We start from the raw sequence: 16,700 nt of genomic DNA on the forward strand, positions 1-16,700 counted from the left end.
TTATCCTGCCCCGCTTCATTCTCCCAGCCTCACTGTAATGATTTCATCCTGTAAAACTCACCCTGTAACTCCATAAGCTCTTCATAAGTGCCAAACTCCGCACAAACACCGTCCTTAAGGACACAGATCCTGTCCGCCTTACGGATCGTAGAGAGCCGGTGAGCTACAATAAAAGTGGTTCTTCCCTTGATGAGATTACTTAGGGCATCCAGAATCACCGCCTCCGAAACACTGTCCAGGGCGGAGGTTGCCTCATCAAAGAGGATCACCCTGGGATTTCGTATGATAGCCCGGGCAATGGCAATTCTCTGACGCTGCCCGCCGGACATCTTGTTCCCATGATCCCCGATGAGGGTGTTCAGCCCCTCCGGCAGACCTTCGATCACATCGCTCAGATTCGCCGCCTGAATGGCCTTCTCCAATTCTTCTTCCGTAACGGAGGGCAGGCCATAGGTTATATTATCCCTTACCGATCCGGAGAAGAGAATGGTTTCCTGGGGAACCACCGCAATGTGCCTGCGGTAACTGCGAAGATTGATTTCCTTCAAATTCCTGCCGTCCACCAGAAGCTCACCCTCGGAAGGCATGATAAAGCCGATTACCAGATTTAAAATTGTGGATTTTCCGGCGCCTGATTCTCCTACCAAAGCTATCGTCTCTCCCGCCTTCACCTTCAGATTTAAACCCCTGAGCACATCCCGGGAGGAGTCATTATATTGAAATCTCAGATCCTTGAACTCATAATCTCCTTTAATATCCCCGATCTTCGGCTTATTATGATGTTCCTCCACATCATGGGCATTTAATACTTCACCGATACTGGTGACGGATTCCATCCCCTTGGAAATGGTGGGAAGCAGCGTCAGGAGACCCGATACCTGCGTAACAATGGTGGTAAAATAGCTTTGATAGAGTATGATGTCCCCTGCCAGCAGCTTGTTTCTCAGCACCAGCATACCGGTGAAGACCAGACACCCTATTTGAAAGATCTGAAAGATCGCCCAGCTGACAGAACCAAAATTAGCCTGTATCATATCCAGCCGGTACCCCTCCTCCGCAACACTTCGGACCAGGGCCTCCATCTTCCTGACCTCCACATTCTCCAGGGCATGGGCCCTGGTCACCGGAACCATTTCCTCCATCTCCATGACTCTGGCTGAAGTTGCCTCCATCTCCTTGCGGAACCTGTGATTCTGCTTCCTGATACGGCTGCGGAAGGCTACAATGGTCAGCGCGGCTACGGGGATGGTCAGCAGAAAGAAGATAAACACGATCCGGTTGCTGACAGCGGTAATTCCAAGGGCCACCGTAATATTGATCAGAATATTGAGGAGATTTACAAAGAGCTGTGAGGAAAGGGTTTCCACTGCCTCCACATCCCGCATCACCTTGGATTGCAGCCGCCCTGACTCCATCTCCTTATGATAGGATATGGAGAGCTGCTGCAGCTTTCTCACCAGAGCGCTTCGCAGCCCCGCCTCCACCTGACGAATGGCACGGCTGCGGTAATGGACATGGAGATAGTTCATCGGGATATTTAAAATCACCAATGCCGCAATCACCGCCGCATTCAGGGTAATCACACGCAGGGTGTTGTCCGCCCGGACTGTAACACAGTTCACGATGTTAGCAATAACAATCGGCATTGCCCAGGCCGGGCTGTGCTTGACGGTATAAAAAAACGCGGACAATAGAAATCTATGATAATTCCCACGGTACATGGAAAGTAAAATCTTTATATTATGATTTTTATGTTTCTCATAGCTTTCGATAAAAATATCTTCTGATGAAGTCTGTTTCATGGTACTCCTCCAAAACAAAGTCAGATGCGCTCATTTTTCTAAAAATAAGAGCTTTTATCCCGTTGTATTTTCCGTATAATGAAAGTACTCAAAGGGAACCTCAAGAGCATCCCCGCCCCCATAGGCATACATCCCCACCATGGCCCCGGTAAATCGCTTTCCCATTTGTATTCCTTCATCACACAGGTAGTATACATTATCCAATATGGTAAACAGCTTAAAATCAACACCATTATAACTGTAATAAAATTCACGGCGCAGATATTTTGTAATAATACGAAGATAGATTTCCTTCTTCCGGTCTCCTGTATCCTTCGGTAATCCGGCATGTTCCGCTATTTCTGCATGTTCCCTATCCAGATGTCCGACATGCTCCGCTGCCTTAATCTGCAAGCCGCCCTCCTGCAATGCAAATACCCCGTATTTCAGCCAGGTATTCTCATCATAGAAGCAAATCATCCCCGCATCCTGCCCGGGTTTTATGTCCTCCAGTCCAAACCGGGTCTCCGCTGTAAAGCAGAAATGCTTCTGCCTTCGCAGCACAATATTGCGGGCGTCCGCCGATGCCAGGGTCGCCCGGCTCCCTCTGATCCAAAGCTTCCCTTCCTCCAGCCGGCAGCCGTCCTCCTCCGGCGGTCTTGGAAACATCCACTCGGTGTCCAAGGTTTCCGAATCAAATTCATCCCAATCACTGCTGTCCCACACACATTCCGGCAAGTCCGGCTTCACCTGCAAGGCGCTGGGGCCCTTCCCGTGATTCACCAGCGGCCAGCCATCCGCTGTCCAGGTAATCGGATCAAGGGCGGTTTCTCTTCCAAGAATACTGTAGCTCCCCTCCGCCATTCTTCCGCAGAGATACACCATATACCATTCGCCGTGCTGGGTCATAACAGGCTTGCCGTGACCGCAGCGCTGAATTCCCGCCTTAGGATCCTGCTGCCGCATAATGGGATTATAGGGACATGGTTCATAATTGCCATAGAGACTCCGGGATCTTGCCGCTGTAATTCTGTGTCCCGGCCCGGTACCGCCTTCCGCCAGGAACAGATAATAGTATCCGTCCTTCTTCAGCAAATGGGGTCCCTCCGGCGCTCTCTTCTGGTCTCCGTAATATAACAGCTTTGCTTCTGAAATCTGTCTCGTTGCCGAAGAATCCAATTCCAATATTCTTGCCCCGCGGTTTAAAAGCAGGTATCTTCTTCCGTCATCATCATTAAAAATCGAGGGATCGATCCCGTCCTCCTCTATAAAAGCCGGTTTGCTGTAAGGACCTTCCGGTCTGTCGGAGGATACCACAATCTGCCTCCGGTATACCGTCCCGGTATCATTCAGACGATACGTGGCCGTAATATAGAATCTTCCTTCATAATAGGAAATGTCCGGCGCCCAATACCCCCTGCCGCCCTCCAGCCCGTCAAGACCGGCCCATTGGGGATTCGTAATGGCATGTCCGATGATTCTCCAGTGCATCAGATCCCTGGAATGGGAGATGGGAATACAGGGAAAATAGATAAAGCTGGAGTTGACCATATAATAATCTTCCCCCACCCTCACAACGGAGGGATCCGGGAACATACCGGTCCGCACCGGATTGCGGTACATTCCGCTTAAGGGAGCCCGGCACACCTCCTCATAATATTCCTCCAGCTCCCTGTGCCCCATAGTATGAGCGATATCAAAGGACGTAACCAGCCGGACGTCCGGTGCCAACGGCGATATTCCAACCTTCTCGATAAGATACCTGGACAATTCAACATTTCCTGACATCGCGGCAAAATGCAGGATATTACGGTTCTGGTCCTCCGTTTCATTCATGCTTGCCCTGGAATATTCCACAATATATCTTACAAGCTCCAGATTACCGGTTCCTGCCGCCGCAAAGCTCATGGGAATCCCTTGTTCGTCCCTATCCTCAATACAGGCAGGATCCCGAAGCAGGATCTCCTTTACCAGCTCCAGATCCTGCCTTACGATTGCTTCCTTTAGATTTCTCAACGCATCCTCTCCCATTTACCTAAGTATACTATATTTTTGCTTCTTATTCTACTGCCCCGGCCCCAAAGCCTTTAATTTAATATACTTGAAATCAGCATAACCATGGCCCGGCAAAGTATCCAATGCAACGGAAAACAATCCGATCTTGGCTCCCACCCAGGTATGATCCGACGGAACAAAGAGATGTCCGGTCTCCTTAAAGGAAGCATCCTTCAGGCAATAGGAGCTCCGAATAACAAACCGGTCTTCTTCCTTATGAAGAAGCAGATGAAAGATTACCTCCTGCACATCAGAAGGCAGCTCTGCCGCCATAAGTATATTCTCTTCTCTCCTGTCCCCGCTTCCCATCGATTCTCCATAGACCAGGGACAGACCCTCCTTCTGTTTTCTCACGGCAAGCAGCATATACTGACCGCCCATCACAGCACAGCCGGCCTGCTCTCCGTATCCCAGTCCCTGTATATCCAGCTTTATCTCCGCTTTAAAGGACGGACAGACAAACTTCTGCGTAACCACATTCGAGGATTTCCATAAGATCACCGGATCACTCCCCGAAGGATTAAGGCTGTATAATCTGAGACGGCCTTCTCTGGCAGTAAGGGAATAGAAGCTCCGTTCATGATTGCCCAGCCATTGCCACTGCAGGCCCAGCTCCTTACCCCGGAAATCATCCGAGGCCTGCAAATACATTGGTTTCACCTTTGGAAGCCCTCCCGGTTTTCGGTATCTCAGGCAGGGTTCCCCACATACCGCTTCCTTCCGCTTTGCTTCCTGTTTTTCTCCGAGTGCCTCGGATACTGCGGCCTCCGGCTCCAACCGGCTCTCTTCCCGGGTCACCCCGATGACCGGCCAGCCCTCCGACCAGCGCACCGGCTGAAGATGCGTAATCCGGCCATAGAAGCCCCTGTCCTGAAAGTGGATAAACCATTCCTCTCCGCCCGGTGTATCTACCAGCCCGCCCTGGTGCGGCCCGTTAATCTCCGTGCTGCCCTGCTCCAGGACAATCCTCTCCTCATAGGGTCCATAGATATGCTTTGAACGAAGCACGGTCTGCCAGCCCTGCTTCACCCCTCCCGCAGGCGCAAAGATATAATACCACCCGTCCCTCTTGTACACCTTGGGTCCCTCGATGGTAGGCTGGCTCTTCGTTCCGTCATATAGGAATTTATCTTCCCCAATTGCTCTGGACGCATCGGATGAAATCGGGAATATTCCCAGAAAGCTCTTAAAACCGATGCGGCTTCTTGCATATCCATGGATGATATAGGCCTTGCCATCCTCATCCCAAAAAGGACAAGGATCAATATACCCCTTCCCTTCTAACAGGAGCACCGGTGCACTCCAGGCTCCAAGGGGATCCTCCGCATGGATCATAAAGATCCCTTCATCCGGCATTCCGTAGCAGATCCAGAACCTCCCGTCATGGTACCGGATCGCAGGCGCCCAGATCCCCCTGGCATGATTAGGATTTTTATATTCATCATAGCCAATATTCCGGATAGCATAGTTCTTCAATTCCCAATTTACCAGATCCTCGGATACCAGGATCGGCAATCCGGGCGTATAATTGAAGCTGGATGCCGTCATATAAAAATAATTCCCTACCCTTATTACGTCGGGATCGGAATAATCGGCGTAAAGGATAGGGTTTTGGTAGGTCCCGTCACCCAGATCTGATTTCCATAATATCTCACTGTCCATGATTCCCTCCATAATTCCCTAGAGCTTCTCGGGATACAGAAGCAAATCCTCATAGATTCCGCCCAACTCCTTCAGCTCCTTTGCAATCAGTTCTGCAAAAGCAACCGCTCCCTCATATCTAAGATGGGTATCATCCGTCAGCCCCTCCGGGTAATTCGGATATTCCCCCGGCTCCAGATGCATGAAATATCTTTTGCTGGCTTCCGGTCCCTGCCGCTCTATCAGCTCCCTGCTCCTGCCATAGAGATCGATGCAGGCAACCCCCAGCTCCCTGGCGGAGGCAAACATAGCCTCCGGGTAGTCTCCGTGGATTCTTTCCTTTAATTGATTATTTTCATCAAACCACCTTCTGCACAATGGGGTCAGGAAGACCGGATTCGCCTTGCGGTTTCTGGCTGCATTGACAAAGCACTCCAGGTTTGCCCTGTATTCACTCCAGGCCTCGGCATACCGGTTGGGATCCTCCGCCTTGCTGTCATTATGTCCGAATTGAATGAACAGAAAATCCCCCGCCGTCATCTCATTATAAATTGCCGCCAAACGGGTTTCTTCAATAAAGCTCTTCGTGCTTCTTCCATTCTCGGCATGATTTAAGATTGCCGCCTCCGGCTTGATAAACAACCGCATTCCCTGTCCAATCCCCGTCTGAGGATAGGTGGTAAAGTCATTCTGCTTTACCGTAGAATCTCCGGTCCAGTATATTTTAACCGACATTTTCATTCTCTCCCGTCATTTCTTCACCATTCCTTTTCTCTGTCATTCTTTGCCCTCTATTATTCCTTCACGGCGCCCACATTCACACCCTGTATAAAGTATTGCTGGCAGAAGGGGTACAAAATCATGAAGGGAATAATCGCAACCATGGTGGCCGCATTCTTCACCGTATTATCCGTGGCGCCGCCCAGGGACTGGGGCAGATCGCTTCCCATAATAATGCTGCGCAGCTTCATCTGGAAATTATACAGATCCGAATTCGTGATATATAATTTGAAATTAGTATAATCATTCCAATAGCTTACGGCAAACATCAGCCCAATGGCCGCCAGAGCCGCCTTCGACAGCGGAAGCACAATCCGGCAGAAAATGCCGAAGGGGGAGCACCCATCGATGGAGGCCGCCTCAAACAGGCTCTTCGGTATGCCGTCAAAGAAATTCCGCATTAAGACCAGATTGAACACATTCAGACCCGGCAGCAAGATAACAGACCAGAGGGTATTGGTCAGGTTCAGATCATTCACCACCAGATAGGTAGGAATCATACCGCCGTTGAAGATCATGGTGAACAGCAGCATAGCTGACAATACGGAACGCCCGGGCATCTCCTTCTGGATCAATACATAGGCTCCCAAAGTAGATAACACAAGACCAACCACGGTGCCTCCCAGGGTAGTGACTGCGGAGACCAGAAGGGGACGGTACAGGGTAGGATTAACAAAGACAGATTTATAACCGTCAATGCCAAATTTCTTCGGCCACAGCCTCATTCCATAGGCGGTTTTCAAATCCAGGGAATCCACAAATACCTTCCACAGGGGTATGATCGTAAGCAAACATATTACTATAAAAAACAAAGTCAAGCATATATTAAACGGAGTTATTTTCTTTTTCATAATGCCACTCTCCCTTACACAATTCCGCTGCCGCGTACTTTTTTACTGGCATGATTGCAGATCAGAACCAGAATACAGCCAACGATGGATTTTACAAGACCAACCGCCGTGGTGTATCCGTAATTTGGCAGCGCACCGCTGTTAAAGGTCTGATAATAGATATAGGTCTGAATTACATCCGATTGTCTGATTACCGCATCATTCTGCAGTACGAATACAGACTCGAAGAGATTCATTACCTTTGCCAGGTTCAGAATCAGCACAACGATGATAGTATTCGCCAGGGAAGGCATGGTAATAAAACGTACTTTCTGGAACCGGCCCGCACCGTCGATGGAGGCTGCCTCGTATAATTCCGGGCTGATGGAGGAAAGGGTCGCCATAAAGATAATCGTTCCCCAGCCCGCATCCTTCCAGATGCTGATGAGATAATACACCGGAGTCCACCAGGTCTTACTGGCCAGAAAATAAATCTCCGAGCCTTTCTCCACAATGCCCAGACTGGTCAGAATAGAATTCACCAAACCCGCCTGCGTAGGTGACATGATCAGGGCAAATACAGAAGCCGTTACCACCCAGGACATAAAGTGGGGCAGATAAACCACTGTCTGTGCCAGCTTTTTGAATCTCAAATTTATGACTTCATTTAATAATAAGGAGAGCAATACTGCTGTGAAGGTTTTAATCAGCAGATTCGCCGTACTAAGCACCAGGGTGTTCCGAAATGCAAACCAGAAGGTCTTCATGGAAAACATTTTTTCAAAATTCTTCAGTCCGACAAATACCGGCTCCTTAATTCCCTTATAATCGTAAAAAGCATATCGTATCCCCAGAATCGGCGCATAATAAAATACCGCCGCAAAAATCAATACGGGTATAAACATTACATAAAACCAACGATAAGTATAAATCCTCTGGCTCAGGGATTTTGTACTGCGAAGCCTCTCATTCCTTTTTTTACTCATTGCCAAAGTCTACCTTCCTTCAAAAGAGAGCGGAGCTTTGCTCCGCCCTTTTATTAATTCCTGTTTCTGTTCCTTTGTTTTTTTAGTTGGCGTTTAATGCATCCACAATCATCTTGGACCACTCTGCTCCGCCCTCTGATTCAAATCTCTTCATCTCGTCCTCAATGGACATGCCGGATACTACGACATTCGCCACGATCTCATTCTTTAATGTGGTTAAATCACCGTTATACTGGCTCATGGCCTCATTGGAAGGAATCAGATCCACCAGCTTTGAATGGGTGTTAAACATTTCCTGGGATGCCTTTGCTTCCGCTGCAATCTTTTCCAGACCGGGATCATTTACCAGGGTTGAAATTGCCAGCATGGGATCAATATGGTTCTTGGTATACGGTGTGCCGGGCTTCTCAAGGCTCTCCAGCATATGGAATACACCTTCCTCATAGGTCTTATCCAGGATGGTCTCAGCCTTGGTTGACCAGTGGGAGCCTTCCGCACCATAGGTGAAGAGCTTCTGAACCTCTCCGCCGTCCAGCATGGTTTCAAAGAAGTATTTGAATACGCCTTCCGGATTCGTACATTTCGTTGTGATTGCCCAGGCGGGTGACTGTCTCTCAAGATAAGCGCCAACCTCTGCAATGGGCTGAAGTGCGATTAATTCGCCGTCCAGACCGTTAGTCTCCAAATTGGTCTTTAAATTGGTTGCCCAGGTTCCTGCCCAGTAGGTGAATACGCCGAATTTGTCCTCATAAAACTTATTACGGCAGTCACTGGTGGCATTGGTCAGGGATTCCTTATCGATATAGCCTTTTGCATAAGCATCCCGCAATCTCTCAAGAGCAGCTGCAAAATTATCCTGTGTGAAGCCATCCACCCATTTACCGGATGAATCCTTTACAAAGCCGGGAGTGGCATCCTGATAAAACTCAGGAAGGTAGTTGGTCCAAGGTGCCTCGGGCCCTACAATACCTGCGCTGGATACACCGTAGGTATCCCCGTTCACTCCATTGCCGTCAGGATCGCCGGTGGTGAAGGCTTCCAGCATGGCAATATACTCAGCGTAATTAGTAGGTGCCGGCATGCCCACATTATCAAGCCATTTTTTCTTAACATAGGTAACACATCCGTTACCGCGGGTAGGAGCGATGCCGTAAAGAGCACCGTCAACCTTCAGGCCTTCCACCAGATTCTCATCCTTCACCCTGCCGGAAGCCTTTAATTCAGAATTCTCCCAGGCATCGGTCATATCCCAGAGAACTCCCTCGGCGGCATAACCTGCATAATATGTACTTCCTAATAAGATAACATCCGGCCAGTCACCGCTTGCCAGGGTCTGCCCGACAACATCATAGTATGCGGAATGGTCCGGCTGAATGATCTCAAGATCAATTCCGGTAAGCTCTTCCCATTTTGCTTCAAATGCATCTCTTGCATTCTGCTGTGTTACCAGAGTACCGTCAACCATGATCTTAATCTTCTCCGGCTTGGTAACCTCGGACTCTGCGGGTGCATCGGCAGTGGTATCAGCGGGTTTCTCTTCTTTCTTGCCCTCATCCGCTGCCTTGGTAGGAGCCGGATCCTTCGATGTGGCGGCCGGCTTCGAACCGCAGCCTGTCAGTGCAATGGATAGTACCATTACAAGGGTAAGGATTAAAGCCCAGGTCTTACTCATGTTTCTCTTCATTTTCATAAATCCTCCTTATACATGTATCTGTTTGTGCTATTTACACTACCCCAGCGATGCCATATTCACGCTTCCCATATCGTAATCCTTATGGCATCGCATTTATCAAATATGCACAACATCTTTAATGACAAATCGATATTAGCACTAAATATAGCCAAAACACAAGGTTCATTTCTTTGGATTTGAGTGCAATTCTTATTATTTCGGCCTTTTCAATCATCCAATTTTTACGTTGTGTAAGCATTTACAATTTACATTATTTTCAGGATACAGGAGAATCAAGGAGTTTAGAAATTATAGCACCATATTACTCCTCCGGCGTTGCCGGGTATAAGGAATGATCAAAATCATAATAATTATTTCCGCGTTGTGCAGTGTACTCCTCTGTCTGCTTGTCAGTCATCATGAAGGTGTCAAATGGATACAGCGTCGGACTGGTGTCAAAGTGATACCAGCCTTCACCGCAATTAACAAGGCTCCAGTAATGCCTGGTCTTACCTCCCACACGTTCTACATCCATATTGTCAATTCCCGCCCTGGTCAATAAGGCTTTGGCAACTGCAAAATAGGTGAAGCAGTCACCGTTCTTACCCTCTATCCCACGGTAAGCCTCCGCCAGCCGGTCCGATTTATCAGAAGATCCGGTATAGCTCAGATTCCGCTTAACCCATTTGTGAATCTCATAGGCGATTTCCCGCTTTGTCATGGAGCTGTTTGTTATCTTAGCCAGTATCTTATCGCACAATTCATTTACCGTGTCCTCAGATACCACGAATCTTTCCACTTTTACTTTAATTTCTTTCACTATTTTATTTCCGGAGGTATCGGCTGCTGAATAATATACTTTATAGGTTCCTTCTTTTTTCAGATTTACCCTGCTGCTATCAATCTCAAGAACAAGGCCCTTATCTTTATTATCTGATACGGATACCCCATTTCTGTAAGATACCGAATCGCCTATATACACCAGCTTATCCGAGGCTCCCTGAATAACCGGAGGCTCGTCATCCTGAAGCACCGTCAGGACAGAGGAAAACTCAGCCGTGTTCCCCGATGCATCCGTGAGTACCAGCATAACATTCTGCTCCCCCAGTTTATTGAAGTCCGGCAGTGATTTATAAGAGGCTGAAACCTCAGATACATCTTCTATGTGATGGAAGAAGGCCTGTGCACTTATTTCTTCCTCTTTCCAGACCTGCTGCGCTCTCACGGCTGCTTCAGGAGGTGTCGTATCGACCACCTGAATACTCCCGATGATTGATTTTTCGTTTACTTTTATTTCTACAGAATGAACGGAGGGCTTACTTATATCCAGGCTCTCAGGATCCATGACAAAGGACACACTGCCGCCTCCGCCCTTCACAAAATCTTCCGGCGTTATCTTCACCTGGGAGCCGGCCTCTATCGTTATTGCATTCCGGACCTCCAGTACAGTGAGCTTTGCTTTTTTCGCTGTTCTGTTCATACCGCTGTCTTCACCGATTAGAGTCACTTCCCGCACTCCCGGTGTTGATGTGTCCGGAAGGCTCTCAAAGAACACCTTCACAGGAGTGGCATCCATTATCTCAGACACAAAAGCATTGGGATCCAATTCTTCTCCAGGCAATGCCAATTGATCCGTAACAATAAAGTCCGGCGCCTTCGTATCAACCACCTCCAGCATTGATTTATACGTTCTGGAGCCTACCTTGACTTTTATCTCATGCTTCCCTACAACACAGGTATCCAAACTCTTAATATCTGTTATAAAATCACCTTTGCTATGCTTATCCTTTATAAAATCTTCAATCTTAATCTCCTCGTCACCGGCTTCCATTTGTACTGCTTTCACCACCGCCGAACGTGTTTGCCAGTAAACCGCACCGACCAATATTAAAAATAATACCATACCAAATGCGGCTGTCCGAATGTACTTCACACGGCATTCCGATCCGCCGTTTCTTCTTTTGTAAATCACTTTCCTGCTCCTCCATAGTAGTAGTTTAATATAAGCTCTTTGCACGACTTCCTCCTGATTTCTCTGAGCTCATCTCCATTAGAATAATACACTATTGTTTGCAAAAGTTCAAATATTCTCATATTTTTATTGATATTTACTATTATTATTTATCAGATATCCCTATATAATGCAAAAATAATAGCAGGCTCTAATACATGTTTACTGATGTTTACTGTGAAATCACCAAATATTGTAACCCATCAAGGATAATCATATTTTTATGTATGCTTTTGTGTTATTTATCGCACTTTTATTACTAAAGGCCGTCCACCTTTCCCTAACGGAAAGGTGGACGGCCTTGCCAAAGCAATTCCCCAAAATGAACCAATACAAGCAACAGGTGTCTCACGCCTCCACTGATTTTATATCAAATGCCCTGTACCTCTTTTTTCCCATAATAGCTTTCCCATGAAACTGCGTGTTCCTCCTTATAGTAAACCGTACACTCCGGCGGTATGGAACTGTCGTTAATACCTTTCGGACATTCACCAAGAAACGTAATGCTCCTCAGATTATTACATTTATAGAATGCATCCTCTTCTATTTTTGTCACTCCCTTTGGTATCACCAAACTGGTCAGCCCGATACAGTCCCAAAATGCATAACTCCATATTTCTATCACACTCTCCGGTATTTCTATACTCTTCAGACTGCTGCATCCTGAAAATGCACTTGCGCCTATCGTTTTCAGCCCCTTGGGAAGGACCATACTGGTCAGAGCACTGCACCCTGAAAATGTATCCATACCTATATAGGTCACCCCTTCCGGTACCGTTATGCTGACTAAACCAGTACATCTGTAAAATGCACCATCTCCTATATTATCCAAGCCTTTAGGTAGTGTTATATCAGTTAGTGCAGTGCACTGGGAGAACGCGCCCCCTCCTATCTCCGTTACGCTTTCCGGTATCTCTATCCTTCTCAGATTACTGCACTTATAAAATGCGCTGCTGCCTATGCTTTTTATTCCCTTCGGCAATATGATACCGGTCAAAGCACTGCATTCCGAGAATGCACTGTCACCTATTATAGTAACTTCCATATAGTTAATCATCCGAGGAAGTACTAATACATCCGGTCCGCCTGCCCCTCTATATTTCGTAATCATAACTTCAGATCCCAATTCCTCATATTCTAAATCTACTAATGGTATCTCTTTCACGCTTTCAGGTAATTCCAATTTATCTTCAGTGATTTCTATAAAAATAAATTCATTTATTTTAGCATACTCCTCTGCTGCAGAATTGGGATATCCTGTGATTTTTATCTCATCCGACTTTTTATAACCTATATTCCCTTCTTCCAACCTCAATTGAGCAGAATATCCAAACGCATATTGATCTATTTTTACATTTTTACCCAATATTATAACAGAACTCAGCCAGCATTCGTAAAATGCTTTTTCACCAACGGCAATTATGCTTTTTGGCAAAACAATATTATCAGACAGAGACTCGCACCCAGAAAAAGCAGCGGCGCCGATTTCCTCCAGTTGCTCTGGAAAATTAATGGTTGTAAGTTTATCGCAACTTGCAAATGTAATATTACCAATATACTTTACACTATCAGGAAGTTGTACTTTTTTTAATTCACTGCAATTGTAGAATGTACCATCCAGTCTTTCTATATTTCCTGTTAGTGCGACACTCTCCAGCCCACTGTTAGCAAATGCTCTTTTCCCTATGTATTTAACCGTATTAGGTATTGATACTTTTTTTAACTTTTTATGGCTGATATCATGGGTATATCCACTCTCCTCCACTTTCGTTGTAAATTCTTTTTCCGCAAGTGCATAATCAGAAAGGCCAACCGTTCCTTCCTTTATAATAACAGAGCACTTGTCTGGCATTGTGCCTTTGTAATCAATCACCCATCCATCTTTATAAAGCACCCCATTTTTTTGCTTCTTCATCCACGCTGTATTATCAAAAGCTTCCATCCCAATACGCTGTACACTCTTTGGCACCGTAAAGGTATCCAGCTTTACACATCCCTTAAACGCAGAAGCCCCTATACTCTCTAATTTATTCGGCAGTATAATACTTTTAAGGTTGATACAATCTTCAAATGTACGGTAACCTATCAGCTTTAAATTTTCAGGAAGTTTTATACTTGTTAAGCCTTCACACCCTATAAATGCTCCCAAAAAGCCCACTCTCTCATCGTCTCTCATATCTCTTCCTATTGCCTCAAGACTGTCCGGAAGCATAATATTCTTAAGTTTAGAGCAGCATACAAACGCACCGGACTCTATGATCTTGAGTTTTTTTGGAAATTTAATATTTGATAGACTTGTACACCATCCAAATGTTCCCTCTTCAATAATTTCCACACTATCCGGCAGTACAATGTTCTTGAGTTTGGAGCATCCTGAAAATGCACTTGCACTTATTACCTTTATATTGGGGGAAAGTGTAATACCTGTCAGGTTCTTACAGTTGCTAAAGGCCCCTCTGCCTATGATTTCCACACTATCAGGAAGTATGATCTCCTTAATTGAATCAAATGGACAAGGCTCATCCATGAGCGACCCATTTGGCAATATCGTCAATACCCGCTCTGCAGTCAGTCCATCCGCAATACCTTTTGTTCCCTTAGCAAAGGACAAGCTCTTAACCTTTGTTCTATCACCTTTATAAGCGACGCACCACTTATCCTTATAAATCAATCCATCCTTCTGTTTATTATACCACCCCGTACCCAACAGGCTATTTTCACCCACAGCTCTCACACTACTGGGAATATTGATATCCTCCAGGCTTTTACACCCCAGAAAAGCCTCATCCTTAATATACGTTAATGTATTTGGCAGTTTGATACTCCTTATCTTAGGGCAGTATTTCAACACCATATCTACGGTACTGGAAGGAATATTCACTTTAACAAGACGCTTGCAGTTCCATAATGAAATCACCTCAATCCCTTCCGGTATTGTACAACTCTCCAGACTATCGTTATTACTAATGCTAAGTTTTCTGAGTGAGCCCGGAAGGTTTAATTTATTCAGGCGGAAGCAATCAGAAAGGATAATTTCCGTTACCCCATTGGGTATTGTTAGATTAGTTAAAAATTCATACCCATACAAGTCCACCACTGGAGTATTTTTTGATAGTCTGATTTTTTTCAGATTTGTACAATGATAGAAAGCTCCATCTCCCATTTCTGCCACGCTATCCGGTATGCTAATCTCTCTTAATCCAGTACAGCCCCAAAACGCTTGATTTCCTATATATTCCAGATTGGCTGGCAGCTTAATTTCCGTTAATGATGTACAGTTTCCAAAATCAGTTTCTATTCTTAATAAGCTCCCCGGAAGAATAACGCTTTTTAATTTTTTACAACCGTTAAAGGTATTTCCTATTTCAATGACACCCTCCGAAATCTCCACACTCGTAACCTTCTCTTTATGATTATCTTCAAAAACACTATATTCGTAAGACTGAATTTGGCTTACTTTCTTGCCGGCCAGTGTACTTGGAAATATCACTTTAGTTGCTTTTCCTGCATACTTTACTATCCGTACGGTTTCGTCTTCAAGAATCACATATTTATAATCCCCGCTCTTTAATTCATCGGCATAAGCAGTTCTGCTCATTCCCGGCATGAGCTTATCCGAGGATATTATATATACTGCTGCCATCAACAGAGCAAGGAAAATAACTCCTTTTAATGATTTTCTTCTCATAGCAAACCTCTTCCGGTGTCAGGCACCTTTGATTTTTTCCTAAATATTATATATCTTTTGATGCCAGTTTTCAAACTGTGATAGCAATCGTGATTAGTTATCAAAAATATTTTTTGAAGGTAAGTGTCATTACGACAACCCGCGCATACGGCGACCTTGAGGCGGAGGGATTGATTTATACTGTGCAGGGGCGCGGATGTTTCGTCAAATGCAATGCGGATTTGGTTCGCGAGCAGTATCTGAACTCCATTGACGAAGCACTGAAAACAGCGGCAGACAAGGGTAAGGCAGCAGGGCTGACGCTTCTCGAATTACAAGAACGACTGGAGGAACAATTCAATGACACATGCGATTGAAATAAAAGACTTGTGCAAACAAAGAGGACATAGGCGTTATGTTCGACCAGCCCTATTTTCAAGAGGACTGGACATCCATGGATGTAGAAAGAGGCATAAAGCCGTTTTACCGCAGCTGGAACGGGGAGGAATACCGCAAATACTTAACACGCTTCGAGCTTGACCCGAAAAAGAATTTCAAGGATTTTTCACGGGGCATGAAAATGAAGCTGGCAATGGCATTCCATCTTTCACACGAAGCAAAGTTACTCCTGTTAGACGAACCGACGGGCGGTCTTGACCCTGTAGCCCGTGACGAAATATTGGATATCATGCGGGAATACATGGTGAAGGATGACCGGACCATTCTTTTTTCCACACATATTACAAGCGACCTTGAACGGATTGCGGATATGATTATCTATATCAGGCTTACCGTGGGAACAATCGCAACCATTTTTCTCTCCTCCCTATTGTACGGGCGAAAGATACTGATCTTCGAACCGCATACCTTCAACGCGGATTTCAATACAATTCTTTTGATTATATGCTGCAGTCTGTTGCTCTACGCTATTATGAACCTGTCAATGTTTCCGATCTTGTTCAAAATCGGATATGCCAAAGGGAAAGCCCTTGGATTTTATATTCCTATTATTACAGCAAGCATAGTGGTGTTCATACTCATTATGGTATGGTCGTTTAACAGCGCATTTCAAACATGGTTAATTTCAGCCATTGAATGGTCGTTTGCAAATACGGTGTGGGTAACCTTAATCATATTGGCTGCGGCTGCCTTTCTCCTCGCAATTTCATATCTATTGTCCCGAAAGGTATATGCGAAGCGCGATTTTTGAAAAAAATACCCCCTTGCAAATGTAATGAAAATCATTTAATAGATTTTCCATCGCATTTGCAAGGGGG

General features: G+C 45.8%; 11 protein-coding genes. 2 read left to right on the plus strand and 9 right to left on the minus strand.

All coding sequences use genetic code 11. The annotated features are described in order from the left end of the window. Positions 1-29 precede the first annotated feature (29 nt). The 9 genes from HNQ56_RS20075 to HNQ56_RS20115 all read right to left on the minus strand — a co-directional run bounded on the left by HNQ56_RS20075 (position 30) and on the right by HNQ56_RS20115 (position 15,444). Positions 30-1,802 (minus strand): ABC transporter ATP-binding protein, encoded by a 1,773-nt coding sequence (locus HNQ56_RS20075; RefSeq protein WP_429149848.1) that lies wholly within the window; start codon positions 1,800-1,802, stop codon positions 30-32. A gap of 54 nt (positions 1,803-1,856) precedes the next feature. Then, positions 1,857-3,797: a family 43 glycosylhydrolase gene (locus HNQ56_RS20080; protein ID WP_429149851.1), complete on the minus strand. Its 1,941-nt coding sequence runs from the start codon at positions 3,795-3,797 to the stop codon at positions 1,857-1,859. 48 nt (positions 3,798-3,845) lie between these two features. After that, positions 3,846-5,498: a glycoside hydrolase family 43 protein gene (locus HNQ56_RS20085; protein WP_429149854.1), complete on the minus strand. Its 1,653-nt coding sequence runs from the start codon at positions 5,496-5,498 to the stop codon at positions 3,846-3,848. Between the two features lie 18 nt (positions 5,499-5,516). Then, positions 5,517-6,212: a rhamnogalacturonan acetylesterase gene (locus tag HNQ56_RS20090; RefSeq protein WP_429149857.1), complete on the minus strand. Its 696-nt coding sequence runs from the start codon at positions 6,210-6,212 to the stop codon at positions 5,517-5,519. A gap of 59 nt (positions 6,213-6,271) precedes the next feature. Beyond that, a complete protein-coding gene (locus HNQ56_RS20095; RefSeq protein ID WP_429149859.1) occupies positions 6,272-7,108 on the minus strand; it encodes a carbohydrate ABC transporter permease in 837 nt (278 codons plus the stop codon). Between the two features lie 14 nt (positions 7,109-7,122). Beyond that, entirely contained in the window at positions 7,123-8,073 is a 951-nt protein-coding gene (locus HNQ56_RS20100; protein ID WP_429149862.1) for an ABC transporter permease, read from the minus strand. Between the two features lie 82 nt (positions 8,074-8,155). After that, positions 8,156-9,757: a type 2 periplasmic-binding domain-containing protein gene (locus HNQ56_RS20105; protein WP_429149865.1), complete on the minus strand. Its 1,602-nt coding sequence runs from the start codon at positions 9,755-9,757 to the stop codon at positions 8,156-8,158. 310 nt (positions 9,758-10,067) lie between these two features. Then, the gene (locus HNQ56_RS20110) at positions 10,068-11,717 is read right to left on the minus strand and encodes a transglutaminase domain-containing protein (protein ID WP_429149868.1); all 1,650 of its coding nucleotides are present in this window, start codon (positions 11,715-11,717) and stop codon (positions 10,068-10,070) included. Positions 11,718-12,126: 409 nt separating this feature from the next. Continuing rightward, complete coding sequence (locus HNQ56_RS20115; protein WP_429149870.1) at positions 12,127-15,444, minus strand: leucine-rich repeat domain-containing protein; 3,318 nt, start codon at positions 15,442-15,444, stop codon at positions 12,127-12,129. A gap of 113 nt (positions 15,445-15,557) precedes the next feature. Here HNQ56_RS20115 and HNQ56_RS20120 point away from each other — a divergent pair, with 113 nt between their 5' ends. Then, complete coding sequence (locus HNQ56_RS20120) at positions 15,558-15,800, plus strand: GntR family transcriptional regulator (RefSeq protein ID WP_429149873.1); 243 nt, start codon at positions 15,558-15,560, stop codon at positions 15,798-15,800. Between the two features lie 38 nt (positions 15,801-15,838). Then, positions 15,839-16,633 carry an AAA family ATPase gene (locus HNQ56_RS20125; RefSeq protein WP_429149875.1) on the plus strand — a complete coding sequence of 265 codons (795 nt, stop codon included), beginning with the start codon at positions 15,839-15,841 and terminating at the stop codon, positions 16,631-16,633. The last annotated feature ends 67 nt before the right edge of the window (positions 16,634-16,700 follow it).

It is taken from the genome of Anaerotaenia torta (genome assembly GCF_050433395.1).
Lineage (GTDB): Bacteria > Bacillota > Clostridia > Lachnospirales > Lachnospiraceae > Mobilitalea > Mobilitalea torta.